Source organism: Mycobacterium triplex, from assembly GCF_000689255.1.
GTDB classification, from domain to species: Bacteria; Actinomycetota; Actinomycetes; order Mycobacteriales; family Mycobacteriaceae; genus Mycobacterium; species Mycobacterium triplex.
This window is the reverse complement of the sequence record NZ_HG964446.1, coordinates 2,033,900-2,053,071: the sequence shown is the minus strand read 5'-3', so window position 1 is coordinate 2,053,071 and position 19,172 is coordinate 2,033,900. Positions and strand designations below refer to the sequence as shown.

The 19,172-nt window shown below is 63.4% G+C and carries 21 protein-coding genes; 8 read left to right on the top strand and 13 right to left on the bottom strand.

The window, feature by feature from the left end:
• The 5 genes from BN973_RS09640 to BN973_RS09620 form a co-directional block, all read right to left on the bottom strand.
• Nucleotides 1-831 (bottom strand): LLM class F420-dependent oxidoreductase, encoded by an 831-nt coding sequence (locus BN973_RS09640; RefSeq protein WP_036472224.1) that lies wholly within the window; start codon nt 829-831, stop codon nt 1-3.
• A 257-nt stretch (nt 832-1,088) separates the two neighbouring features.
• Nucleotides 1,089-1,511, bottom strand: coding sequence for a hypothetical protein (locus tag BN973_RS29895; protein WP_139830340.1), 423 nt, complete (start codon nt 1,509-1,511; stop codon nt 1,089-1,091).
• A 239-nt stretch (nt 1,512-1,750) separates the two neighbouring features.
• Complete coding sequence (locus BN973_RS09630; protein WP_036467696.1) at nt 1,751-2,194, bottom strand: hypothetical protein; 444 nt, start codon at nt 2,192-2,194, stop codon at nt 1,751-1,753.
• On the bottom strand, nt 2,191-3,960 hold the full coding sequence (locus BN973_RS09625; protein ID WP_051641191.1) for a hypothetical protein: 1,770 nt from the start codon (nt 3,958-3,960) through the stop codon (nt 2,191-2,193). Before BN973_RS09625 ends, BN973_RS09630 begins: the two co-directional genes overlap by 4 nt.
• A 3-nt stretch (nt 3,961-3,963) precedes the next feature.
• A complete protein-coding gene (locus tag BN973_RS09620; protein ID WP_232232055.1) occupies nt 3,964-4,272 on the bottom strand; it encodes an RNA 2'-phosphotransferase in 309 nt (102 codons plus the stop codon).
• 151 nt (nt 4,273-4,423) lie between these two features.
• Between BN973_RS09620 and BN973_RS09615 the strand changes: the two genes are divergently transcribed.
• Genes BN973_RS09615 through BN973_RS09590 form a run of 6 tightly spaced genes read left to right on the top strand, consistent with a single transcriptional unit; the run spans nt 4,424 to nt 10,189 of the window.
• On the top strand, nt 4,424-5,308 hold the full coding sequence (locus tag BN973_RS09615) for a TIGR03619 family F420-dependent LLM class oxidoreductase (protein WP_036467693.1): 885 nt from the start codon (nt 4,424-4,426) through the stop codon (nt 5,306-5,308).
• A gap of 8 nt (nt 5,309-5,316) precedes the next feature.
• On the top strand, nt 5,317-6,459 hold the full coding sequence (locus BN973_RS09610; protein WP_036467691.1) for a sulfotransferase family protein: 1,143 nt from the start codon (nt 5,317-5,319) through the stop codon (nt 6,457-6,459).
• Complete coding sequence (locus BN973_RS09605; RefSeq protein WP_036467689.1) at nt 6,449-7,807, top strand: hypothetical protein; 1,359 nt, start codon at nt 6,449-6,451, stop codon at nt 7,805-7,807. Before BN973_RS09610 ends, BN973_RS09605 begins: the two co-directional genes overlap by 11 nt.
• A 57-nt stretch (nt 7,808-7,864) precedes the next feature.
• Nucleotides 7,865-8,518, top strand: a complete 654-nt coding sequence (locus BN973_RS09600) for a TetR/AcrR family transcriptional regulator (RefSeq protein WP_036467688.1) — start codon at nt 7,865-7,867, stop codon at nt 8,516-8,518.
• A gap of 16 nt (nt 8,519-8,534) precedes the next feature.
• The gene (locus BN973_RS09595) at nt 8,535-9,377 is read left to right on the top strand and encodes an SDR family NAD(P)-dependent oxidoreductase (RefSeq protein WP_036467686.1); all 843 of its coding nucleotides are present in this window, start codon (nt 8,535-8,537) and stop codon (nt 9,375-9,377) included.
• Entirely contained in the window at nt 9,374-10,189 is an 816-nt protein-coding gene (locus BN973_RS09590; RefSeq protein WP_051641190.1) for an SDR family NAD(P)-dependent oxidoreductase, read from the top strand. Before BN973_RS09595 ends, BN973_RS09590 begins: the two co-directional genes overlap by 4 nt.
• Nucleotides 10,190-10,235: 46 nt before the next feature.
• Here the strand turns inward: BN973_RS09590 and BN973_RS09585 are convergent, their stop codons facing one another.
• Nucleotides 10,236-11,036 carry a V-type ATP synthase subunit E family protein gene (locus BN973_RS09585; protein ID WP_139830341.1) on the bottom strand — a complete coding sequence of 267 codons (801 nt, stop codon included), beginning with the start codon at nt 11,034-11,036 and terminating at the stop codon, nt 10,236-10,238.
• Nucleotides 11,037-11,225: 189 nt separating this feature from the next.
• The gene (gene pstS / locus BN973_RS09580) at nt 11,226-12,317 is read right to left on the bottom strand and encodes a phosphate ABC transporter substrate-binding protein PstS (protein ID WP_036467684.1); all 1,092 of its coding nucleotides are present in this window, start codon (nt 12,315-12,317) and stop codon (nt 11,226-11,228) included.
• Between the two features lie 242 nt (nt 12,318-12,559).
• On the opposite strand from pstS, the gene BN973_RS09575 reads away from it, so the two are divergent.
• Together BN973_RS09575 and BN973_RS09570 are read left to right on the top strand one after the other, a co-directional pair.
• Nucleotides 12,560-13,099 carry a restriction endonuclease gene (locus BN973_RS09575; protein WP_051641188.1) on the top strand — a complete coding sequence of 180 codons (540 nt, stop codon included), beginning with the start codon at nt 12,560-12,562 and terminating at the stop codon, nt 13,097-13,099.
• A 188-nt stretch (nt 13,100-13,287) separates the two neighbouring features.
• Nucleotides 13,288-14,928 (top strand): FAD-dependent oxidoreductase, encoded by a 1,641-nt coding sequence (locus BN973_RS09570; RefSeq protein WP_036467682.1) that lies wholly within the window; start codon nt 13,288-13,290, stop codon nt 14,926-14,928.
• A 1-nt stretch (nt 14,929) separates the two neighbouring features.
• On the opposite strand, the gene BN973_RS09565 is transcribed toward BN973_RS09570, so the two are convergent.
• The 6 genes from BN973_RS09565 to BN973_RS09540 form a co-directional block, all read right to left on the bottom strand.
• On the bottom strand, nt 14,930-15,433 hold the full coding sequence (locus tag BN973_RS09565) for an N-acetylmuramoyl-L-alanine amidase (RefSeq protein WP_232232054.1): 504 nt from the start codon (nt 15,431-15,433) through the stop codon (nt 14,930-14,932).
• 255 nt (nt 15,434-15,688) lie between these two features.
• Complete coding sequence (locus BN973_RS09560) at nt 15,689-16,450, bottom strand: SDR family oxidoreductase (protein WP_036467680.1); 762 nt, start codon at nt 16,448-16,450, stop codon at nt 15,689-15,691.
• Nucleotides 16,451-16,504: 54 nt separating this feature from the next.
• A complete protein-coding gene (locus BN973_RS09555) occupies nt 16,505-17,116 on the bottom strand; it encodes a cupin domain-containing protein (RefSeq protein ID WP_232232053.1) in 612 nt (203 codons plus the stop codon).
• A gap of 48 nt (nt 17,117-17,164) precedes the next feature.
• Nucleotides 17,165-17,935 carry an SDR family NAD(P)-dependent oxidoreductase gene (locus tag BN973_RS09550; RefSeq protein WP_036467678.1) on the bottom strand — a complete coding sequence of 257 codons (771 nt, stop codon included), beginning with the start codon at nt 17,933-17,935 and terminating at the stop codon, nt 17,165-17,167.
• Nucleotides 17,936-17,982: 47 nt separating this feature from the next.
• Nucleotides 17,983-18,363, bottom strand: coding sequence for a nuclear transport factor 2 family protein (locus BN973_RS09545; protein WP_051641560.1), 381 nt, complete (start codon nt 18,361-18,363; stop codon nt 17,983-17,985).
• Nucleotides 18,364-18,543: 180 nt separating this feature from the next.
• Entirely contained in the window at nt 18,544-19,116 is a 573-nt protein-coding gene (locus BN973_RS09540; RefSeq protein ID WP_232232052.1) for a GNAT family N-acetyltransferase, read from the bottom strand.
• Nucleotides 19,117-19,172 lie beyond the last annotated feature (56 nt).

The following is a 19,172-nucleotide window of genomic DNA, read 5'->3' as shown; positions in this document are numbered from 1 at the left end:
TCAGCCGCTGTAGCTACTCACCTTCGTGGCGTATTCGTCGAGCAACCGCAGCGATTCGTCGAGGGGCCGGCTGGGCAACAGCAGTGCGACTCGCTCGAAACCCAAGCCGCCCAAGGCGTCCCAATAATCGGGGTCGGCCGGCGTGCCGAACGTCGCGAGTGCAACCTCTTTTCCGCCGCCCTCACGCATTTGATCAATCCGCTTGGTTAACCGCTCCACCGGAAGTGGGTTGGCTATCCATCCGGCGTCGTGGCGGATGACTCGTTTGACGGTGGCGTCCGAGTCACCACCGATGAAGATCGGCGGGTGCGGTTTCTGAACCGGCTTGGGGCGCTGGTAGGAAGCGTCGAAGTTGACGTACGTGCCGTGATACTCGGCGGGTTCGGTTGTCCACAGCGCTTTGATGGCCTCGATGCGTTCGTCGAGCAGGGCGCCACGGGTCTTCGGATCGGTACCGTGATCGCGTAGCTCCTCGATGTTCCAGCCCGCGCCCACACCAAACACAAAGCGGCCGCCGGAGATCAGGTCGATGCTGGCGGCTTCCTTCGCCGTAATGATCGGATCGCGTTGGATCAGCAGGGCGATCCCGGTGAACAACTCGATGGACGAAGTCACCGCGGCTGCCGCGGCCAGCGTCACAAACGGATCGAGCGTGCGGTAGTAGATCGACGGCAGCTTCCCGCCCTGCGGGTAGGGAGACTCCCGACTCGCCGGAATGTGGGTGTGCTCGGCGATCACCAGCGAGGCGAAGCCGCGCTCTTCGATCGCGCGCGCCAACGAGATCGTGTCGATGGTGTCGTCATTGACGAATGTCGAGATCCCGAACTTCATGGTCACCCCTGTCTGCCGCCGTTGGACTGCCCTCTCTCGAGAAGGGCAACACCCGCACCCACGCCGCTAATTCCTATACCCCGCGGGGGCGGTGGTCGCTGCCCGTCACACCCGCCCCACTGGTCTCTGCCGCGAGTCAGTCTCGTGCTGCCCGCCCCCGAGCGACAAATTGCAACTAACTGTCGAGGAAGGGACTCAGGCGAGGGGGCTACAGCGCCTCGCCGATTTCGGGCAGTAATGCAACTTGGAACAGGTCTTCATCGTTCCCCGACTATTGCTGCATGCGCCGAGTCGAAATACCGATCTATACGCTCTCTTTTGATCCATTCGAGCCACTTGGCCGTCGTCTCAAAATTTGCGCATTCGTCCCGACGCTGCCGCACCAACTCTTCCAGGGACGATTTGGGTTGATTCGCAAAGTCGTTGAAGTAATGCCACTTTCCCGATCGATCGTATTGGCCGTGCTGATTCGGCGCGTCTAGCGGACCGATCATCGCGTTGATCTCACCTTCCCGGGACGAATAGTAGATCTGTATCTTGCAATCATGCGAACGGAAGAACACCATGGACGCCTTTCTCCCTTGTTCAACCACGTCACGAACTTCGTCTAGCTGGAACCCCAGCTGAACAAGTCGAGGTTCGATAATACGCTGGACTAACGCCAAGAATTCGTCTGTCATTTTCGTCGTCCGGTCTTCATGCCATTACTCCGCAACCCTCGACCGCAGTGCCTCACGGGCAGCCGCGAAATGCACATTGAAGAGTGCCTCGAGCCAGGACATCACTTCATTGTCGTCCGCATCCAGCACGGGCGTCGCCAAGCCATCATGGACGTTACTGAGCAGCAACATGAACCGCCATTTCTTCGATCGGTTCAGCAAGCCGAATTTTGTTTCATCCGAAGCGTGAGACGCTCAATCTACAAACTTGAGTTCCAATACTCAGGCCCGCCCATTTCCAGAATACCTTCGTGCGCAATAGGAAAATACTTCTCGATTCGGTCACGGACAGATTCAAGCAGTTGGGACGTCGTAGGAAAATCCACGGTTAGATCGTCTTTCTTGATTTCCTCGAGCGGGACGCCCTTCCGGATGGCAAACCTGGGAAGATACTGCCACTTTCCCGACCGATCATGCGGGCCGAAGACGTTCGGGGAATTCAGCGCGGCAATCATGCAGTTGATCGTGCCGTCTCGGATCGAGTCGTAGATTTGGATTCTGCAATCTATCGAACGGAAGAACGCAACAGAACCCTTTCGTCCCCATTCATCCACGTCATCGTCGATCTCATCAAGCTGAAAGCCAAGTTCAATCAATGTAGGCTCCACGATCGACCGAACCCCTGTCAAGAACTCTTGTGTCATCCCCGGTCTCCTGCGATAAGTATCCATGAATCCCCGACTTGCCGATAGCCATACATCTCCGCATTGCTCTTCAAAAACGCAATTTCTTTAGCGGAATAAGAGTATGGATCTAATGTCATCAACTCCTCGACACTACTAACCCCCTGCGGTAAATGGTATTCAATCCGAGGGATGGCCCTCTCCATCTGGTTGCGGAGAAATTGTTCGTTGACCGGCCAGACGAGGCTGTGCTCTTCAGCTCTGCTAAGCCCGTAGGTTATCGCATCCCAAGCTGGATCGCCGGTGCTGAAATAGATTCCGCCTTGACCTCTGGCTTCGCCGATGTAACCGCCCTCCAGACCGCCGAATTTACCCAAGACGACCCGATCTGGATCGTCACCGACGTAGTGAGTCGACATATCAGCGAGTATCCGACTCAAATCTGCTGTGGGCTCTCGATGTGCGTAGGCGGCAAAAAGATCTTGCCCGGCTTGGTCTGCAAACGGGTGGAAGGGGATTGGGTGTTCGAAACCGACCGGCGTATGTGGCAAGTGTGTCGGGCCGTAATCGATTGCGGCGGCGGCATCAATGTCCGCCAGTCTGCCTACGCCTGCGACTTCCGGACCAAAGAGCATCGCGGGCAAGGAAACCGCAGCATCGGAGGCTTTACCGCCCAGGTAGTAGGCCGCGCTGGGCGAGTTCATGGCATTCTGCACTTCGCCGATCGCCGCCCCCGCCGGGTTTTGGACAGTCTCGACGGTGCCTTGGATCATTTGCTTCCACGCGTCGAGCGCACCCGGTAATCCGCGATTTCCCACCCCGAGCAGGTTGTGAACGCTCTCTTCGGTTGCAAACCAGCGGTCAGCGAACCCTTCACCAAATCCCGGCGCCGGCAACGGCTTTGGCTCGGGAGGCAGATAGGGAGGAATTCCGCCCTGGTCGATCCACCGCTGCGCGCCGGCCACGACTTCGTTCACGCGTGCCTCGATCTGATCCGGCGGCACGCCATCGCCAGCCATCACCTTGCGTAACAACGACTTAGCGCTCTCCATCTCTGCCGGGCTCGGCGCAGGCAGCGGAACGGGGCCACCGGGCAACAACATGTCCTGCAGTGACCGCGGCTTGCCCCCTTGGGCGGGAGCCGACGGGGCCCTCGGCGGCGTGCCGCCCGGCGCAGCGGCGGCGCCGGGCGGCGTCAACATCTCTTGCCACGTCTTCGGCTTACCTGCGGGCGCAGGTGGACCCTGCGGCGCCGGGGCACCCGCTGGGGCGGATTCCGCGGCATCCAGGGGGACTGCACCGACGGCGGCGCCGATCGCCGTGGCGAGCTCGTGATCGGCGGTGTGCGCGTGCGCCTTGCAGGCGTTGAGCTCCGCCTGCAGGTTCTGCAGCTTGGTCGCTAGATCGAGCCGATTCGCGGGAATCCCCCCGGGACCAAGGTCGATTCGCCAGTCCGGCGTGACGGTCCAGCCGCTTGCCTGGGCGGCCCCTTCGATGGTGTCCAGCTCGTGCTTGCAGGCGGCTATATCCGCCTCGGCGCGCGACACCGCGGCGGCCACTTGTTGGGATTCCGCGCCGTCCGCCTCGATGTCGCGGCGAATCTTGCCGATGTCGACGCGGAAAGCGTCGCCTGCCTCGCCCTGCCACTCGGCGAGCACGTTGTGGGCCTGTTGCAGGCTTTCCCCCAAGCGCTGCAACGTATTAGCGCGGCCGGTGGCTGTCTCGAACACCGCGTGAATGGCGTTCAGATCCCAGCGCTTGACATCTGCGGGAGTCAGCGACCCCACTCGCTACCCCTGTTCCCGCACCGACCTGATCATGCTGGCCGAATCGTCCTCGTTGGTGGAGTAACCGATCAGCGCTTCGGCGACGTGCGTCCCCAACCCGCCTACCTGGAGCCTGTGTTGGCTGTGCCGGGCCTCCCACCGAGCCGCGAGCCGAGCCAACGCGAGCTGCGAGGTTCCGACCCAACCCGGCGCCGCATCGGCCAGGCCGTCTTCATGGCCGACGAAGTCCACGGCGGCCTCGCCGATCCCGTTGAGCACATGGTTGCTCCCCATGTGCAGCGCGACGAGATCGACATCCAACTCATCAGCCACGATGACCCCCCTTCCGGTCCCCGGCACGGTGCCGCGAAGCTTAGCCGGTTTCGCGAAGCCACGCCCTTCACCCGGGACTATTTCCTCACTTGACTAAATATTCGGGGTGCATCAGGATGACACCAGACCCAAGAGCGAAGGAGCTCCGCCGATGCGCTTCACGTTCACGGATGTGATGACGCGTTCGGAGTACCTGCCGCGGCTCGCCGTGGCCGCCGAGGCAGCCGGCTATGACGGGTTCACGATCCCCGATTCCATTGCGTATCCCGAACATTCGGATGCCGTCTATCCCTACACGGCCGATGGCGACCGCAGCTTCCTGGAGGGCAAGGAATTCATCGAGCCGTTCGTGCTCGCGGCGTCCCTGGGAGCCATCACCGAGCGCATCCGCTTCAACACCTTCGTGGTGAAGTTCCCGCTCCGCGCACCCGTCTGGGTTGCCAAGCAAGCGTTCTCGGTCGCCAAGCTGACGGGCAACCGGTTGGGCCTCGGCATCGGTCTCGGAACCAGCCCCTACCCGGATGACTATGTGATGGCCGGTGTCGACCCGGCGCACAAGGGCGCGCGTATGGACGAGGCCATCGATGTCTTCCGGGGGCTGGAGTCGGGCGAGTTCTTCGAGTTCCACGGACGCTTCTACGACGTCCCCGCACTGAAGGTGTGTCCGGTGCCAACCCGGCCGGTGCCACTGCTCGTCGGGGGCCACTCGGATGCCGCCTTGCGACGAGCGGCGACTAAAGGCAACGGATGGATGCATGCGGGCGGACCGAGCGATGCGCTGGCGTCGATGCTCGGAAAGCTGCAGGCCTTACGCGCCGAGGCAGGAAACACCAACGAGCCCTTCGAGATTCACGCGGCCAGCCCGGACGCGCGCACCGTAGACGGGTGCAGGCGCCTCGAGGACATGGGCGTGACCGATGTCGTGGTCGGCTTCCGCAACCCCTACATCAAGGGCGACGACACGCAGCCGCTGGCCGACAAGCTAGCCAAGTTGCAGCGGTTCGCCGACGCCGTCATCAGCAAAGTCAATCCGTAAGGCGCCTCGTGAGGGACTACTTCTACTTCGACTTCCGCACCTGGTGGACGTTGGTGCGCTTGGTCCGCCGCGAGCAGAACCCCGAGCGCCGTCGCCGCCAGTACCGCACGCTGTGTGTCGTGGTGCCGGCCATGGCGCTGTTGCACGCGGTGACGTTCGCACTCGACCCGATCTTCTTTCCCGCGCTGAGACGCGCAAAGGTCGTTCAGCCGATCTTCGTAGTGGGCCACGCACGTAGCGGCACAACATATCTGCACCGCTTGCTGGCTAACGATCCCCGATTCTCCTACGTGCTGCTCTGGGAGATGTTCTTCCCGTCGCTGATCGAGAAGAAGGTGTTGCGGGCCGTGCTGCGGTGGGACCAGCGGCTGGGCGGCCGACTTCGCCGGCGCATCGACCGCCTCGACGAGCGACTGTTCAGCAAGAGTCAAAGTGTGCACGAGTCAGGGCTTTTCGCACCTGAGGAGGACGAATTTCTGCTGACGATGTCGTGCGCGTCGGGCTTTTGGATCGTGCAGTACCCGTACGTCCACGAACTCGACTTCTACTACGTCGACGATCGGTGGCCCGCCGCCAAGCGGGAGCGCGTCATGCAGTTCTACAAGGACTGCCTGCGCCGCCAGCTCGTCCTCAACGGTCCTGAACTGATACACCTTTCGAAGGCCCCCGTCCACTGCGGCCGGGTCGAAAGCCTCATTCGCACCTTTCCCGACGCGCGTTTCGTCGTGCCGGTCCGAAATCCCTACGAGACGATTCCGAGCTTGCTCAAGCTGATGCAGTTCGCCTGGTCGGCACGCAAGCGGGCGGAGGCAGATATACGGGCGTCGTTCCGGTACTTCGCGGACTCGTCGTACCACTACTACCAACACCCGCTGGAGGTACTGGCGGCGCACCCCGAGGTACCCAGCGCGATCGTGGATTACAGCGACCTCGTGACGGACCCGGCCGGCACGATGCGCCGTGTGTACGACGAGATCGGCATGGACATGGTGCCGGAGCAACAGAAGGCACTGGCCAGCGAGAAGGGCCGCGAGTACCGGTCCGGACACACCTACAGCCTCGGGGAATTCGGGCTCGACGCGGACGAGATTCGCACTCGTTTGGCGCCGCTGTTCGATCGATTCGGATGGGAGTCAGGCCATGTCGGATGAGCACGCGGACGCCCTGCGCGCCGCCTGGGACGAGATGATCGAGCAGCTGGGCCGGGCGCGCGATGCCCTCGAGTCCCCCGAACTGTACGCACCGCCGACGGCCGGACCGCGCGAGCTTGCCGAGGGCTATCGGTACCTGCTGGGCTTCGTGTACTCGGCGGTCGAGCGGGCGTTCTTCGGGGATCCCGCTTTTCCGTATTTCCGTCGCAGCCTGCAGGTTCTGGACAAAGCCACCATCGACAACAGCGACGCGATGTACCTCTCGACGCCGATCGACGGCCGCCACACCTATTCGATCACCGGCCTGGTGCAGGACTGGCGACATTGGCGCGGGCAGGCACCGGCACCGTCGGGTCCCACCGCGCCCCAGTACGTCATCGTGGAGGCGCACACCGGCTACGCCGGCGACAGTGGCGACCTCGCCGAACTGCAACCGGGCGCGCGCGGCAACACCGGCAAGCTCGACTCCTCCGAGCTGGTCGTCGGCGAGGACGGGCGCTTCGAAATCTTGCTGGCCCCCGAGCCCCCACCGGGACACATGGGCAACTTCATTGCCACACAGCGCATCTCGCGGAGCGCTGGCACGGCGTTCTACGCCGAACACGTGACCGTGCGGTTCCTGTTCCACGACTGGGAACGCGAGCAGTCGCCCGAGCTGTCGATCCGCCGCCTCGACAAGGTCGGCGAGCATCCGCCCGCGCTCGGGCCGGCCGCCGCGGCAGCGGCAATGCGGCGTGTCGGCGAAATCGTCGACAACCAGACCCGCTTCTGGAACAAGTTCTACGACGTGGTCCTGGAAGCCTACGGAGACCGCAACGGAGACGGCGTCTGCTTCATGCCGCGCAACGACCTCAACGCCCCCGCCGCCGCATCGCTGGCCACCGGCGGCGGGCAGAGCACCAATGTCTACTCCGGCGGGGTTTACGACCTGGCCGAGGACGAGGCCCTGCTCATCGACACCGAAGTGTTCGAGTCGCCGGCGTACCTGGGCTTCCACCTGGCCAACGTTTGGGGTGAGTCGCACGACTACGCCAATCACGTCAGCAGCTTGAACGGCACCCAGGCCGTCCGCGACGACGATGGCCACTACCGGTACGTCGTCGCCCACCGCGACCCCGGCGTGAACAACTGGCTGGACACCACCGGACTCCGCCAGGGCTTCATGGCCATGCGTTGGACCTACCCGCAGCCAACCGACCGGCTTCCCACGGTGAGTGTGCGAAAAGTACTGTTCGACAAGATCTTCGATCACCTGCCGGCCTCGACGCCGCGAGTATCGCCCGAGCAGCGTCGCGAACAGGTGCGCATCCGCCAGGAGCACGTCCAGCGCCGCTACCGACAATACTGACGACAGGGAACTCACCTTGAGCGACACCCTTTCCCGCCCCCGGAACCCGCTGGCTTCGTGACGCAGCAGGCAAAGAAGCGCCGCGGACCCCGCAACGACGTCGATGTGCGCGACGTCATCCTCGACGTCACCGAGGCAATGGCCGGGCACACCAACCCCGACGCCGTGTCCTTGCGCGCCATCGCCCGGGAGGCGAACGTCGCGCCCCGCGCATTGTCGTACCACTTCTCGACCAAGCGCAGCCTGCTTGAGGCCGTAATCCAGCGTCGCTCGGGCATGATCTCCGAAGCCATCAAGGAGCGTCTGGTTCCGCTGCACGACCGGGAGGGCGCCGTCACCATCCGCGAGGCCGTAGACACTGTGCTGCTGCCCGTCGTGGAACTCATCGAGCGCGAACCCGTCGCGGGCGTGCGGTGGATGCGGGTCTTCTCGACGCTCAGTCAAACCGAGGATCCCTCGCGAGTTGCGTTGGCGGGCTTCGACCCTGAGGTGATCGGCATGCTTCGTGAAGTCATGGGGCGAGCCCTCGGCGGCGCTCCCGACGCCGGTGCCCGGCACCGGATCATGCTGGGCATGCTGGGCATGCTCGAGGCGCTCACCCGCGTCGACCGGCCCGTTTACGGGCAACCACTGCGCGATTCGGGTCTCGATCCCGACTTCGTGGAACAGCTCGCCATTTTCACCAGCGCCGGCATCGCCGGACGGATATGACGCCGAAAGGGACATCATGAATTCAGAATCGGCGCTGGAGGGCCGGGTCGCCCTGGTGACCGGCGCCAGCCGGGGCATCGGGGCCGCCATCGCGAAGCGATTCGCCTGCGAGGGCGCCGTTGTCGCCGTGGCCGCTCGGAGCTTGGACCTGCCCGCCCAGGGTGTCATTCCGGGTACGTTGCGCGAGACCGTCGCCGACATCGAGGCGGCGGGGGGTCGCGCGGTGCCGTATCAGCTCGACCTCACCTCGCCCGAGTCGCGGGCCGAAGTGGTCGAGCGGGTGGTCGCCGACCTGGGACCGATCGACATCCTGGTCAACAACGCCGCGACAGCGTTTTTCATGCCGTTCACCGAGATCACGGAGAAGCGCCTGCGGTTGGTCACGACGGTCAACTATCTCGCCCCGTTCGACCTGTGCCAGCGCGTGATTCCGGCGATGCGCGAACGCGGCGGCGGTTGGCTACTGAACATCAGCTCCTATGCCGGTGACATCCCGACGACGCCTCCGCCGGACCCGACCTACCACTTTCAGGCGGCGTACGGTTCGGCGAAATCGGCCCTGAACCGGCTTACCGAGGCGCTGGCCACGGAGTTCTACGCCGACTCGATTGTCGCCAACACCCTCGCCCCGGTGAAGGCGGTGCTGACCGAGGGCGTGAAGGCGACGCTCACCGAGGAAACACTGTCTGACACAAGCATTCTCGAGCCCATCGAGGCTATGGCCGAAGCCGCCTTGGCGCTGTGCACCAGCGACCGTGACGGGCTCAACGGCGGGATGTACAAGTCCCTGACCCTGCTCGAGCGGCTGGGCGGTACTATTCGCACGCTGGACGGGAAGTCGCTTCTGGAGGTTTCGTGAGTCGGCACCATCCCCTTGACCGATACGCCGGTTCCTGGGCACTGGTCACCGGCAGCGCCGGCGAGCGTGGACTGGGCTTTGCCTATGCGCGCGAAATCGCCAGTCGCCGTGTCAATCTCGTCCTAGTGGACATCCTGGCAGAGGAGCTCGAGGTCCGGGCCACGGCGCTTCGAACCGAGTACGGCGTCGAAGTCCGCACTATCCCTGTCGATCTCGGCGACTTGTCGGTCTATCCGAAAATCATCGACCAGCTTGCCGACGTCACCGTCGATGTTCTCGTCTGCAATCACATGTACACCCCGAAGGACACACCGAAAATTCTGGACATGGCGTTGGAGGTCCACAACGCCATGATCGACATCAATGCCCGCGCGTACGTAAACCTCATCCACCCTTTCGCGCATCTGATGACGAAGCGGGGTCGAGGTGCCATCGTGATCGTTTCGTCGGGCGCCGGCCTGATTCCGGCGCCGTACACCGGCGCGTACGCGGCCAACAAGGCCTTTCAGATCGTTTTCGGTGAGGTGCTGTGGTACGAAACCCGCGACACCGGCGTCGACGTACTGGTCATGTCCGCTGGTCTGATGGACACACAGGGAGACGCATTTTCGCAGTATCCCCGGTGGCAGATCGCAGACCCGCGCGACGCGGCGGCGGAAACGCTAGGGGCCATCGGCCGCAAGCACCTCGTCATGCCCGGACGGCCGAATCGCCTCGTTACCCTGCTCTCCACCCGGATGATGCCGCGTCGCCGCGCCGTGCTGACCATGGGGCGCTTCATGGAACGTGGGCTGGGTAAGAACCCCGCATAGCCTGAATCGCGGAAAGCCAACGCCGTTGTGGTGTAGGCAATTCCGGCTATCCAATCTTGTGAATCGCACCATCCGCTAGATGCACCTCGGCAGCCGCGTGGGTGCCGTAACTGGGACGAGTATTCGAAGAACTCGATGCCAGGCGCGTCACCTGGACATGCTGGATTGGGGCCATCGAGCCGTCGAGCTGGTTGAACTTCTCGTAGAAATCTCTTAGCTGAGTGGCGATTTGCGCACGCACGCCGATGAGTTCGTCCAACTTGGCCTGCGCCTGCATCAGCTGGCCGTCGATATCGCGCTGCACGCTGGTCAACATTTCCTCGGCCGCTTCTTCGGCCTCCCGCACGATGTCCGCGGCATTGAGAGCGGCCTGCTCCCTGAGCCTGGCGATATCAACCCGCATTTGCTTGCTCTGCGTCTCCAAATCGGCTCGCAGCGAGGTCGCCGAGTCATACTCCAGTTGGGCTTCACTGATAATCCTGGCCGCACGCTCTTCGGCTTCGATCTGAACGGTCGCCGCAAACTGACGCGCCTCCGCCCGGGTCTCCTCTGCGTCGGCGGCTGCAGCATTGAGAATCCGGGACAGTCGATCGCTGAGACCCGCGATGTCGGCAGGGATCTCACCGGCCAGCTCGGTGAAGCGCGCTGAGGTCGATTCCAGTTCGGCTTGAGAACTGCACAGCTGTTGGCTGAGCGCACCGATGTGCGATCGCCTTCGCTGGGCAGACGCGTGCAATTCGTCAAACTGCTCGTCGTGCATTTCGACATGGAAACTCGAACTTTCCGAGTCCGGATTCTTGCGCAGTTTCCGGGCATAACCGTCCGGGTCCACCTCAATCGACGTCACAGGCGGGAGTGTATGGCGCACCGAGGCACGTTCATTAGCCGATGCAACAAATATTTGCCGCCCGTTAGAACAGTTGTCATAATTTACAGCTGCGTAAACGTCGTGCCCGGTTTCGCCGAAGCCGGGTGCCGCTTGACCTCAAACCTGTTCTGAGTCTTGAAATTTCGATACTTTCGCGCAGAAAGATGGCTAGCTGGGGATCTTGGCGATCTGGGCGTCGGACAGCTTCGCGACGCCACCCGGCAGGGGCCAAACGTAGGCATGAACGGATTCCAGGAACGAGGGGCTGCTGCCGTCGGTCACCGCCCAGTGGAGGAACGCCTGGAGCGTCTGCGCCGTGGTGGGATCCTTCTGGTTGCCGTAGACGATCGCGTAGAGGTAGTTCACGATCGGGTAGCCGCCGCCGGCGGGCCCGTTGACCAGCGAGATCGATTGGTTCGGCGGGGTCTGCGAGGCAAAGCTGGCGGCCTCGGCCGCAACGCTCTGGGCGTCGGCCAGCAGGAAATTGCCGGCAGCGTTGCCCAATTGGGCCTCCCCCAATCCCTTCTGGTGGGCCACGTCGATGTAGCCGGTCCCGTGGTAGGTGACACAGCCGGGGCTCGCGGCGCAGCCGTTCAGCATGCCGGCCCTGCCGTCGGCGTCGTCTTGAGCCTGCGCGCCCGGTACCGCGGGAAACTCGACGGTGGTGCCGACGCCCGGCGACTTGCCCCAACCGTCCGGATCTTGCTTCGCCAGGTACTGGGTGAACAGGAACGTATCGCCGGATCCGTCGGAACGGTGTAGCGGAATCACCGGGGTAGCAGGCAAGTTCACGCCGGGGTTGAGGGCGGCGATCTGCGGATCGTTCCAGGTCTTGACGGCGCCCCGGTACATCGCCGACAGCACTTTGCCATCCAGCTTGAGGTGCTCGGTGACGCCGGGCAGGTTGTAGCTGATGTGCAGCGCCGAGACGGCCACGGCGATGTTCATCAGCCCCGGGTGCGCAGCTAGATCATCCTCGGACAGGTAGGCGCCGGAGGCGCCGATGTTGACCGCCCCCATAGCCGCTTGCGAGATTCCGAAATCGGATACGGTGCCGTCCGTGGTGATGGTGATGTTCGGATATTTCAGGTGATAGGCCGCGGCCCACGCGTCCATCAAGGGGTAAAGATCCTTGGATCCGGTCTCCCACAACGTCACGCTTGATGTCGGGGGTGCCGTAGCGATCGTCCGGGTGGGAGCACCCGACGTACCGCCGGGCTTGCCTGACGCGCAGGCCGCCACGACCAAGACTGCCGACATAACAACCAACACCGTGCGAATTTTCACACCCTCACCATCGTTTTCAAGTCGTTGCGGGACACCTAGATTCTGCTCCGCCGGAGTCCGGAATGCGTCGCGAACCAAGGTGGCTGCGCGACACGGCCGGAATCGCCAACCGCCTCGTTTGTCGTCGCTCGTCCCTATCATCGGCTCATGCATCGGGCGCCATCGATCATCGCTTCCGCCACATACGTCGGAAGCCCGCGAGACGTTTCCACGGCATGAAGACCGCGTTCGTTTTCCTCCCGCTGTACTTCGGGCTTCTCCTTGGTTTCTTCACACACCGCGTCGCTCTAGGCCTGGTGGGTGCGGGCTGTGGCCTGCTGCTGGCGGGCTTGATACAGCCCGCCTACCGTCGATCGCGGTGGCGGCTGGGGACCGTTGCGGGAATCGCGGAGATCGATGCGATGGACGGCGTGGAGTTCGAGGACTATGTCGCCACTCGCATGCAGCGCGCGGGCTGGGAGGTCAGCTTCACCCCTGCGGTCGGCGACTATGGCGTCGACCTGATCGCGCAAAAGGATGGCCAGTACGCGGCGGTCCAGTGCAAGCGGCACGGCAAGACGGTCGGCGTCGCCGCCGTCCAACAGGTGGTTGCTGGTGCGCGTCATCACGGATGCACGCGAAGCATCGTGGTGAGCAATCAAGAGTTCACCACTGCGGCAAAGCAATTGGCTTACACACACGGCTGCCAATTGATCGGCCGTAAGGCACTGCAAAGCTGGGTCCCCGCGCCCGCTGGAAGAGCCCTGCGCGGCTGAGGGTCTACATCCCACGTCAAGGCTTTGCCACGCCATGCATAGCCACGATCCCCGGCATTTTTGGGGCGAATGCCTCATGTGCCGCCATGACGGACGGCGGACGATCACTGCATCGAAGATTCGAGACCGAATGCGAAGCCGCTCTTGCACACCGGCGGCTTCACCGCGAACGAGCTTGGGAGGCAATTGTGTTCACCATCGAGGAGTTGGCCGCTATTCCGCTGTTTTCGACACTCGGGGAAAAGGAACTCGAGTATCTTGCCGGCACCGTGGAGGACATCCGCCTGATCCCCGGAGAATACGTGGCCCACGAGGGCGAAGGCCGGTCCCTGGCAATCATGGTCGAAGGTAAGGCCGAGCTGACGAAGCTGGTTAACGGCGTCGAGCAGGTGATCGGCGTCCGGCTTCCCGGCGAAGTCGGAGGCGAGATCCCGATGACACTCGGTACCCCCTTGCCGGCCAGCATGCGAGCCGTCGAGCCTTCGCGGGTAGTGAAACTGACGGTCGAGGTGTTCCACACACTCGCCGCCATGGCGCCCCAAGTCTCCGAAACGGTCGGTGCGGCGGCGCTGGAGCGCATCGAGATGCTCAAGACCGCCACCGGGCGCCCACGCGAGCCCGCGATGTACGTAATCGGCCCGCGTGTCGACCCGGGCGTGCACAGCTGCGACAGCTTCCTCCATCGCAATCAGATTCCCTACGAACGCCTAGATCCGGACGATCCCGCGGCTCATGCACTCGCTGGAGGCCGAATCGCCGCCTACCCGATGGTGGTGGTACGCGACGGCACCCGGCTGACCAACCCGTCGATGCGTGCCGTTGCCACGGTGGCCGGACTGACGTCAGCGCCCGGGCACGACCACTACGACGTCGTGATCGTGGGCGGCGGACCGGCGGGTCTGACGGCGGCGGTCAACAGTGCGTCGGAAGGCCTGCGGACGGCGTTGATCGAGTCGTTCGCGCCCGGCGGACAGGCCGGTACCTCGACCCGGATCGAGAACTACACGGGTTTTCCGTTCGGCGTTTCCGGCGACGAACTCGCCAGCCGGGCGCTGCAACAGGCGAAGCGGCTGGGCGCCGAGATCGTCGTGACCCGCCGGGTCGAGGCCATCGACCCCGCCGATCTGACCGTCGCGCTGGACGGAGGCGATGTTCTGCGAACGAAGTCGATCGTGCTTGCGATGGGCGTGGAGTGGCGGCGTCTCGAGGTCGATTCGATCGATCGATTCGTCGGCTCCGGTGTCTACTACGGTGCGGCACGCAGCGACGCCAGCCTGGCGCAGGGCAACGATGTGTACCTGATCGGTGCCGGCAATTCCGCCGGCCAGGCCGCCATCTTCTTCTCCAACCACGCCCGATCGGTGACGCTGCTGGTACGGGGCGAGTCGCTCGCGGCAAGCATGTCGCACTACCTCATCGAGCAGATCGCAACGAAGACCAACATCCGGGTGGAAACGCGATCCGAGGTTGTCGCGGTCCACGGTGACGACCAACTCGAGGCGATCGACATCATCGATCGCAAGGCCGGCACGGTATCGCGACGGGATGCGCGGGTGCTCTTCGTCCTCATCGGTGCCGAAGCGGCGACTGACTGGCTCCCCTGCGAGATCTCCCGCGACGAGCACGGCTTCGTGTTGACGGGGACCGACGCGATGAAGGCGGGACAGTGGAAACCCGACCGCGAGCCCTTCGCGCTCGAAACAAGCGCCCCAGGGATTTTCGCGGTCGGCGATATCCGCTCCGGATCGGTCAAGCGCGTGGCGGCCTCCGTGGGCGAAGGCGGCATGGCGATCGCCCACGTGCATCGCTATCTCCAGCTGACCCGCTAGATTAGCCCGCCTCGATGGCGGCAACGGTTGCCGCCGCGTCGGGCCCACAGATGTGTTGGAGGTTGACGGGTCCTGCGGCCACCAGATCGTCGACACGGCGCTTGAGGTCCCCCGACGAAAGATGGGCGTACAAGTTCGCGCCCGGGCACGAGGTTTGGGCCAGGTCGCGATGGCCGGCCAGGGTGTTGCTGGCGACGTGAAAGGTTTGGGCGGCCCAGGCGAAAGCGAGCGCGGCGCCGTGAAGTTGGGCCTCGGAGACTACTTCTTGGTCGAAGTCTCCTTCGCACAGGACCAGGAAGTGCCCCGTCGTGTCGTAGTCCGTTGCCGTGTCGCCGGCGATCTGTGGCGTTCGCAATTCGTAGATGTTGCCGTCGCGGTCGATGCCGACGTGGTAAGCGATGTCGACCCATCCCTGCTTGTCCTGGTGGTAGCGCTGATCTTGGCGGAGGCGGCCCGGGGCATTTCGGTTGTCTCCCAAGACGACTGCTTCGTGGTGAAGCGTCATACGAGTGATGGTGTGGGGCCTGCCGCCGGCCCGGGCGGGGCGAGCGCCCCACGCATCTCGACACAACATGACAGCCGACGCCGAGTTGGGCGGCAGTGCTGATGCAGTCGCCGATTGTCCGCAGCCGCTCACGATCGCTGCTGCTCCTGCGCCGCCGGCCAGCTGGAGCAGCCGGCGACGACTAACGGGGATGACGTCGTCCATGCTCAACACCATACGAAATGTGCCGACCACTCGGGCCTAAACATGTCGGCGTTACGGGCTCGAGCGATTGGGATGCGCGTCGATCCAGTCGGAGTATCGGGTAGCGAAGATGGTGGCGTCCGCGTCGGGCGCCAGGGTGTGATCGTCGATCACCGCACCGAAATATGGTGCCTGCGCGTCAGTTACGACCCGACGTCGATCACCAACGGCGGCAAGGCCCCTGCGGACAAAGTCGTCCATCCCCATTGCTTCGGGTCCGGCTATCTCGGTTACTCCGTTGGTCGGGTGCCCGACAGCCGCGCCGGCCACGGCGGTCGCGACATCGTCGGCGGCGATGGGACGGAACAACGCGTGCGGCAACCTGACAACGTCTCCGTCTGTCGCCGAATCGGCCAAGCCAACCGCGAATTCGTAGAACGGAGTTGCTCGCACGATCGAATACGGCCGGCCCGAACCTGTGATCAGGTTTTCCTGAGCCGCTTTCGCGGTGTTGTAGCCGCTATCCGGCATGACCTGCGCGCCCACCACGGACAACGCCACATGGTGGTTGACTCCCGCTTCCTGTTCAACGGACAGAAGATTCGTGGTCGTTGTCGTGAAGAAGTGCATCACGGGTTCATCGTCGAACAACGGCGAATCGGCCACGTCGACAAGGACATCCGCGCCGGCGACGGCGTCGGCGAGACCTTCACCGGTAAGTGAATCGACACCCGACCGGCGGGATGCGGCGATCACGTCGTGTCCCTGTGCGCTGAGCTTGGACGCCACTTTCGAGCCGATCAGCCCACGACCGCCAATGACCACGATCTTCATGATGAACCTTTCAGAGTTGTCTTCGACTGGGATTTAGAACGCCGCCAGGCATTCTCAAATCGGTTCACCGGGGAATTTCGCGTCGAAGCGTTCGCAAAGCGCGGGGACGGTCTCGACATCCATCTCCAGCTGGTACCTCGCGCAGAGTTCAACTAGGTCCTGTGTCGATATGTTGCCCACACCGCCGAGGTCAGCAAGCTCGTCGAAGAACTGCTCAAATCCTGCCGGGGAAATGATCTCAAGGATGCGGGCGGGCTCATCGCCCGCGTTCCAGAAGGTATGCCACTGGCCTCGTGGCTTGAAAATGAAGTCGCCGGGTCCCCCGTAGAGCTCCTCATCGCCGAGCAAAGCGCCCACGCGCCCCTCGATGATCCAGCTGTACTCGTCCTCGTTGTGGTGGCGATGAAGCGGTGCGGCTAACGCTCGGGGTGACATCGGATGCTCGAGGACGGAGAAGCGCCCTTGCGCCCGAACCTTATCGACGATGTGGCGCACACCGACCGTCCCAAGGAACACCGACTTGCCTTCGGTGCGGCCGACAGATTCAGCCGGCGGGCCGCCTGGCCTCAAGATGTCGTCTACCGAGCGGGGCGCGGTTCGGTCGTCATTGCTGTAATCGTTTGGCACGGTCGCTCCTTCGTTGAGTGCGTAATCATCGTCCAGCACGCCAGAATCTTCCGGTCCGCCTCGCTACCGAACGATGATCCGGTCGGGTTAGTTGCGGCCGGCCATGATGCCACCGTCGGCGTTGAGAATTGCGCCGGTCACCCAGCCGGCCGCGTCAGAGAGGAGATAGGTGACCGCATCGGCGATGTCGGCAGGGGTGCCGACTCGTCCTAGAGGATGGATCGGCGCGAAAGCGTCGAGCGTGGCGTCGATCTCGTCCTTTTTGACCCACCGCTCGAGAGCGGGGGTTTTCACGGCAGCCGGTGCCACCGCGTTGACGCGGATCTTGTGCCCGGCAAGCTCGATGGCCAGGTTGTGGGTAAGCGCATGCAGGCCGGCTTTTTGCATCGAGTGCCCGGTGGATGGGGTCACACCAAGCGCCTGATGTGCCCACATGCTGCCGATGTTGACAATGGAGCCGCCCTCCCCGCGGGCGATCATGCCCGCAACCACGGTCTGCGTCAAGAAGAACAAGGCATAGTTGAGGTCCATGTACGAGTCGTAGTCCTGCGAGTCGTACTGGAGAAACATCTTCGGGATGAAGAATCCGGCCGCGTTAACCAGCAGTGTCGCGTCGCTGTGATCCGCGGCAAGAGCCCGCTGCACATCCGCTACAGCAGCACGATCCGTCAGGTCGGCGGCGATGCCCCATGCTGCGCCACGCCTGATCGTCAGCTGACCTAGGGTGTCGTCGACACGCGATTTCGAGCTTCCAATGATCACGGCGCTCCCGCCACGATCGACTATGTCGATCGCGACCTGCCGGCCCATGCCAGCACTGCCACCGACGACAATGACCTTCTTTGCCTCAAAGTGCATTCGGGGACCCTTCCTGGTTCTCCTGAAGCTCCGACCCTTCTTGGCGGTCAAGCGCCCGGAGCGATCGCACAGGCTGCAACACAGACCCAGGTGCCCTCACGCTTCTGATATGCGTCCGTGTACAGAGCTTCTTGATGCACGCCATCGGCAAGCGTGGTGTAGGTGGCCCGGGCGTGGATCAGAGCAACGTCACTGAGGATGCGGACGTTGACGTCGTGGGTAGCGAGATCCTTGAACGGACGCGGCTTAGCGATGTATTCGAGGAACTCTGCACGGTTCCGGGTAACGCCCGGAGTCTGCACGATGAAGTCCTCGGCCAGGAACTCGCTGAACCGCTTGACATCGTTGAACTGGTCGGAGTGGATGAAGTCATTGTTGAGCTGCTCGAGAATCGTCAGATCTTCGGTGGACTGCTTGGTGTCGATCACACTCTTGTTCCTTCGCTGTGCGGTGTAAGTGTTCACCCGGATCTGGTTGTACTGAGATTGCAGCAAGGCAGGATGGACTGTCATCACCCCAGACACATCTTCACCCGGGTGAGAAATGCGCTGGCGGACGTCAGCGTCGGATGCGCTCTGCCACAACCTGACTCGTGCTCACGCGAAGTTTCAGAGGCCCCGCACCCGGGGTCCGGCGGGTTCGGGGTAATCCAGGTCCGCAGCGGTAAGGCGGTAGACCTGCAGCGTGAGGCCGTAGTACTTGTCGGTCTCGCCCACCCATTCCATCCCGACCCGTCGAGCGGTGGCGACGCCACGCGTGTTGCCGGGACGCACGACGGCGAAAACTTCACTGACGCCTCTGTCGAACGCCTGGTGGGCGATCGCGTGGCCGGCTTCCGCACCGTAGCCGTGGCCCCACGCCGCGGGCGCAATCTGCCACCCGATCTCCAGGTCGTTACCGCCCGGCGGCAACGGCAGCAACGATACCGCCCCGACCACCGCCTTCGCGCGATCGTTTTCGACGGCCCAACGCCCCATTGGCAGGCCTGTCTGATCGTGCTCTGTGATCCAGCGCCCCAACACCTCTGCCATCGCGTCGCGATCGATCACGGAGGCCAACGCGGGCGCCAGCCAGCGCGTCACCTCTGGCTGGCCGAAAATATCCAGCGCGGCGTCGACGTCGCCGCGCGTCCACGGCCGCAGCCGCAGCCGTGCGGTGACCAATTCCCGAGTGCCAGGCACTCTATGCACGTGCTCGTCGCTTCTCATCGCATAGTCACCGCCTATTCGCTCCCCGC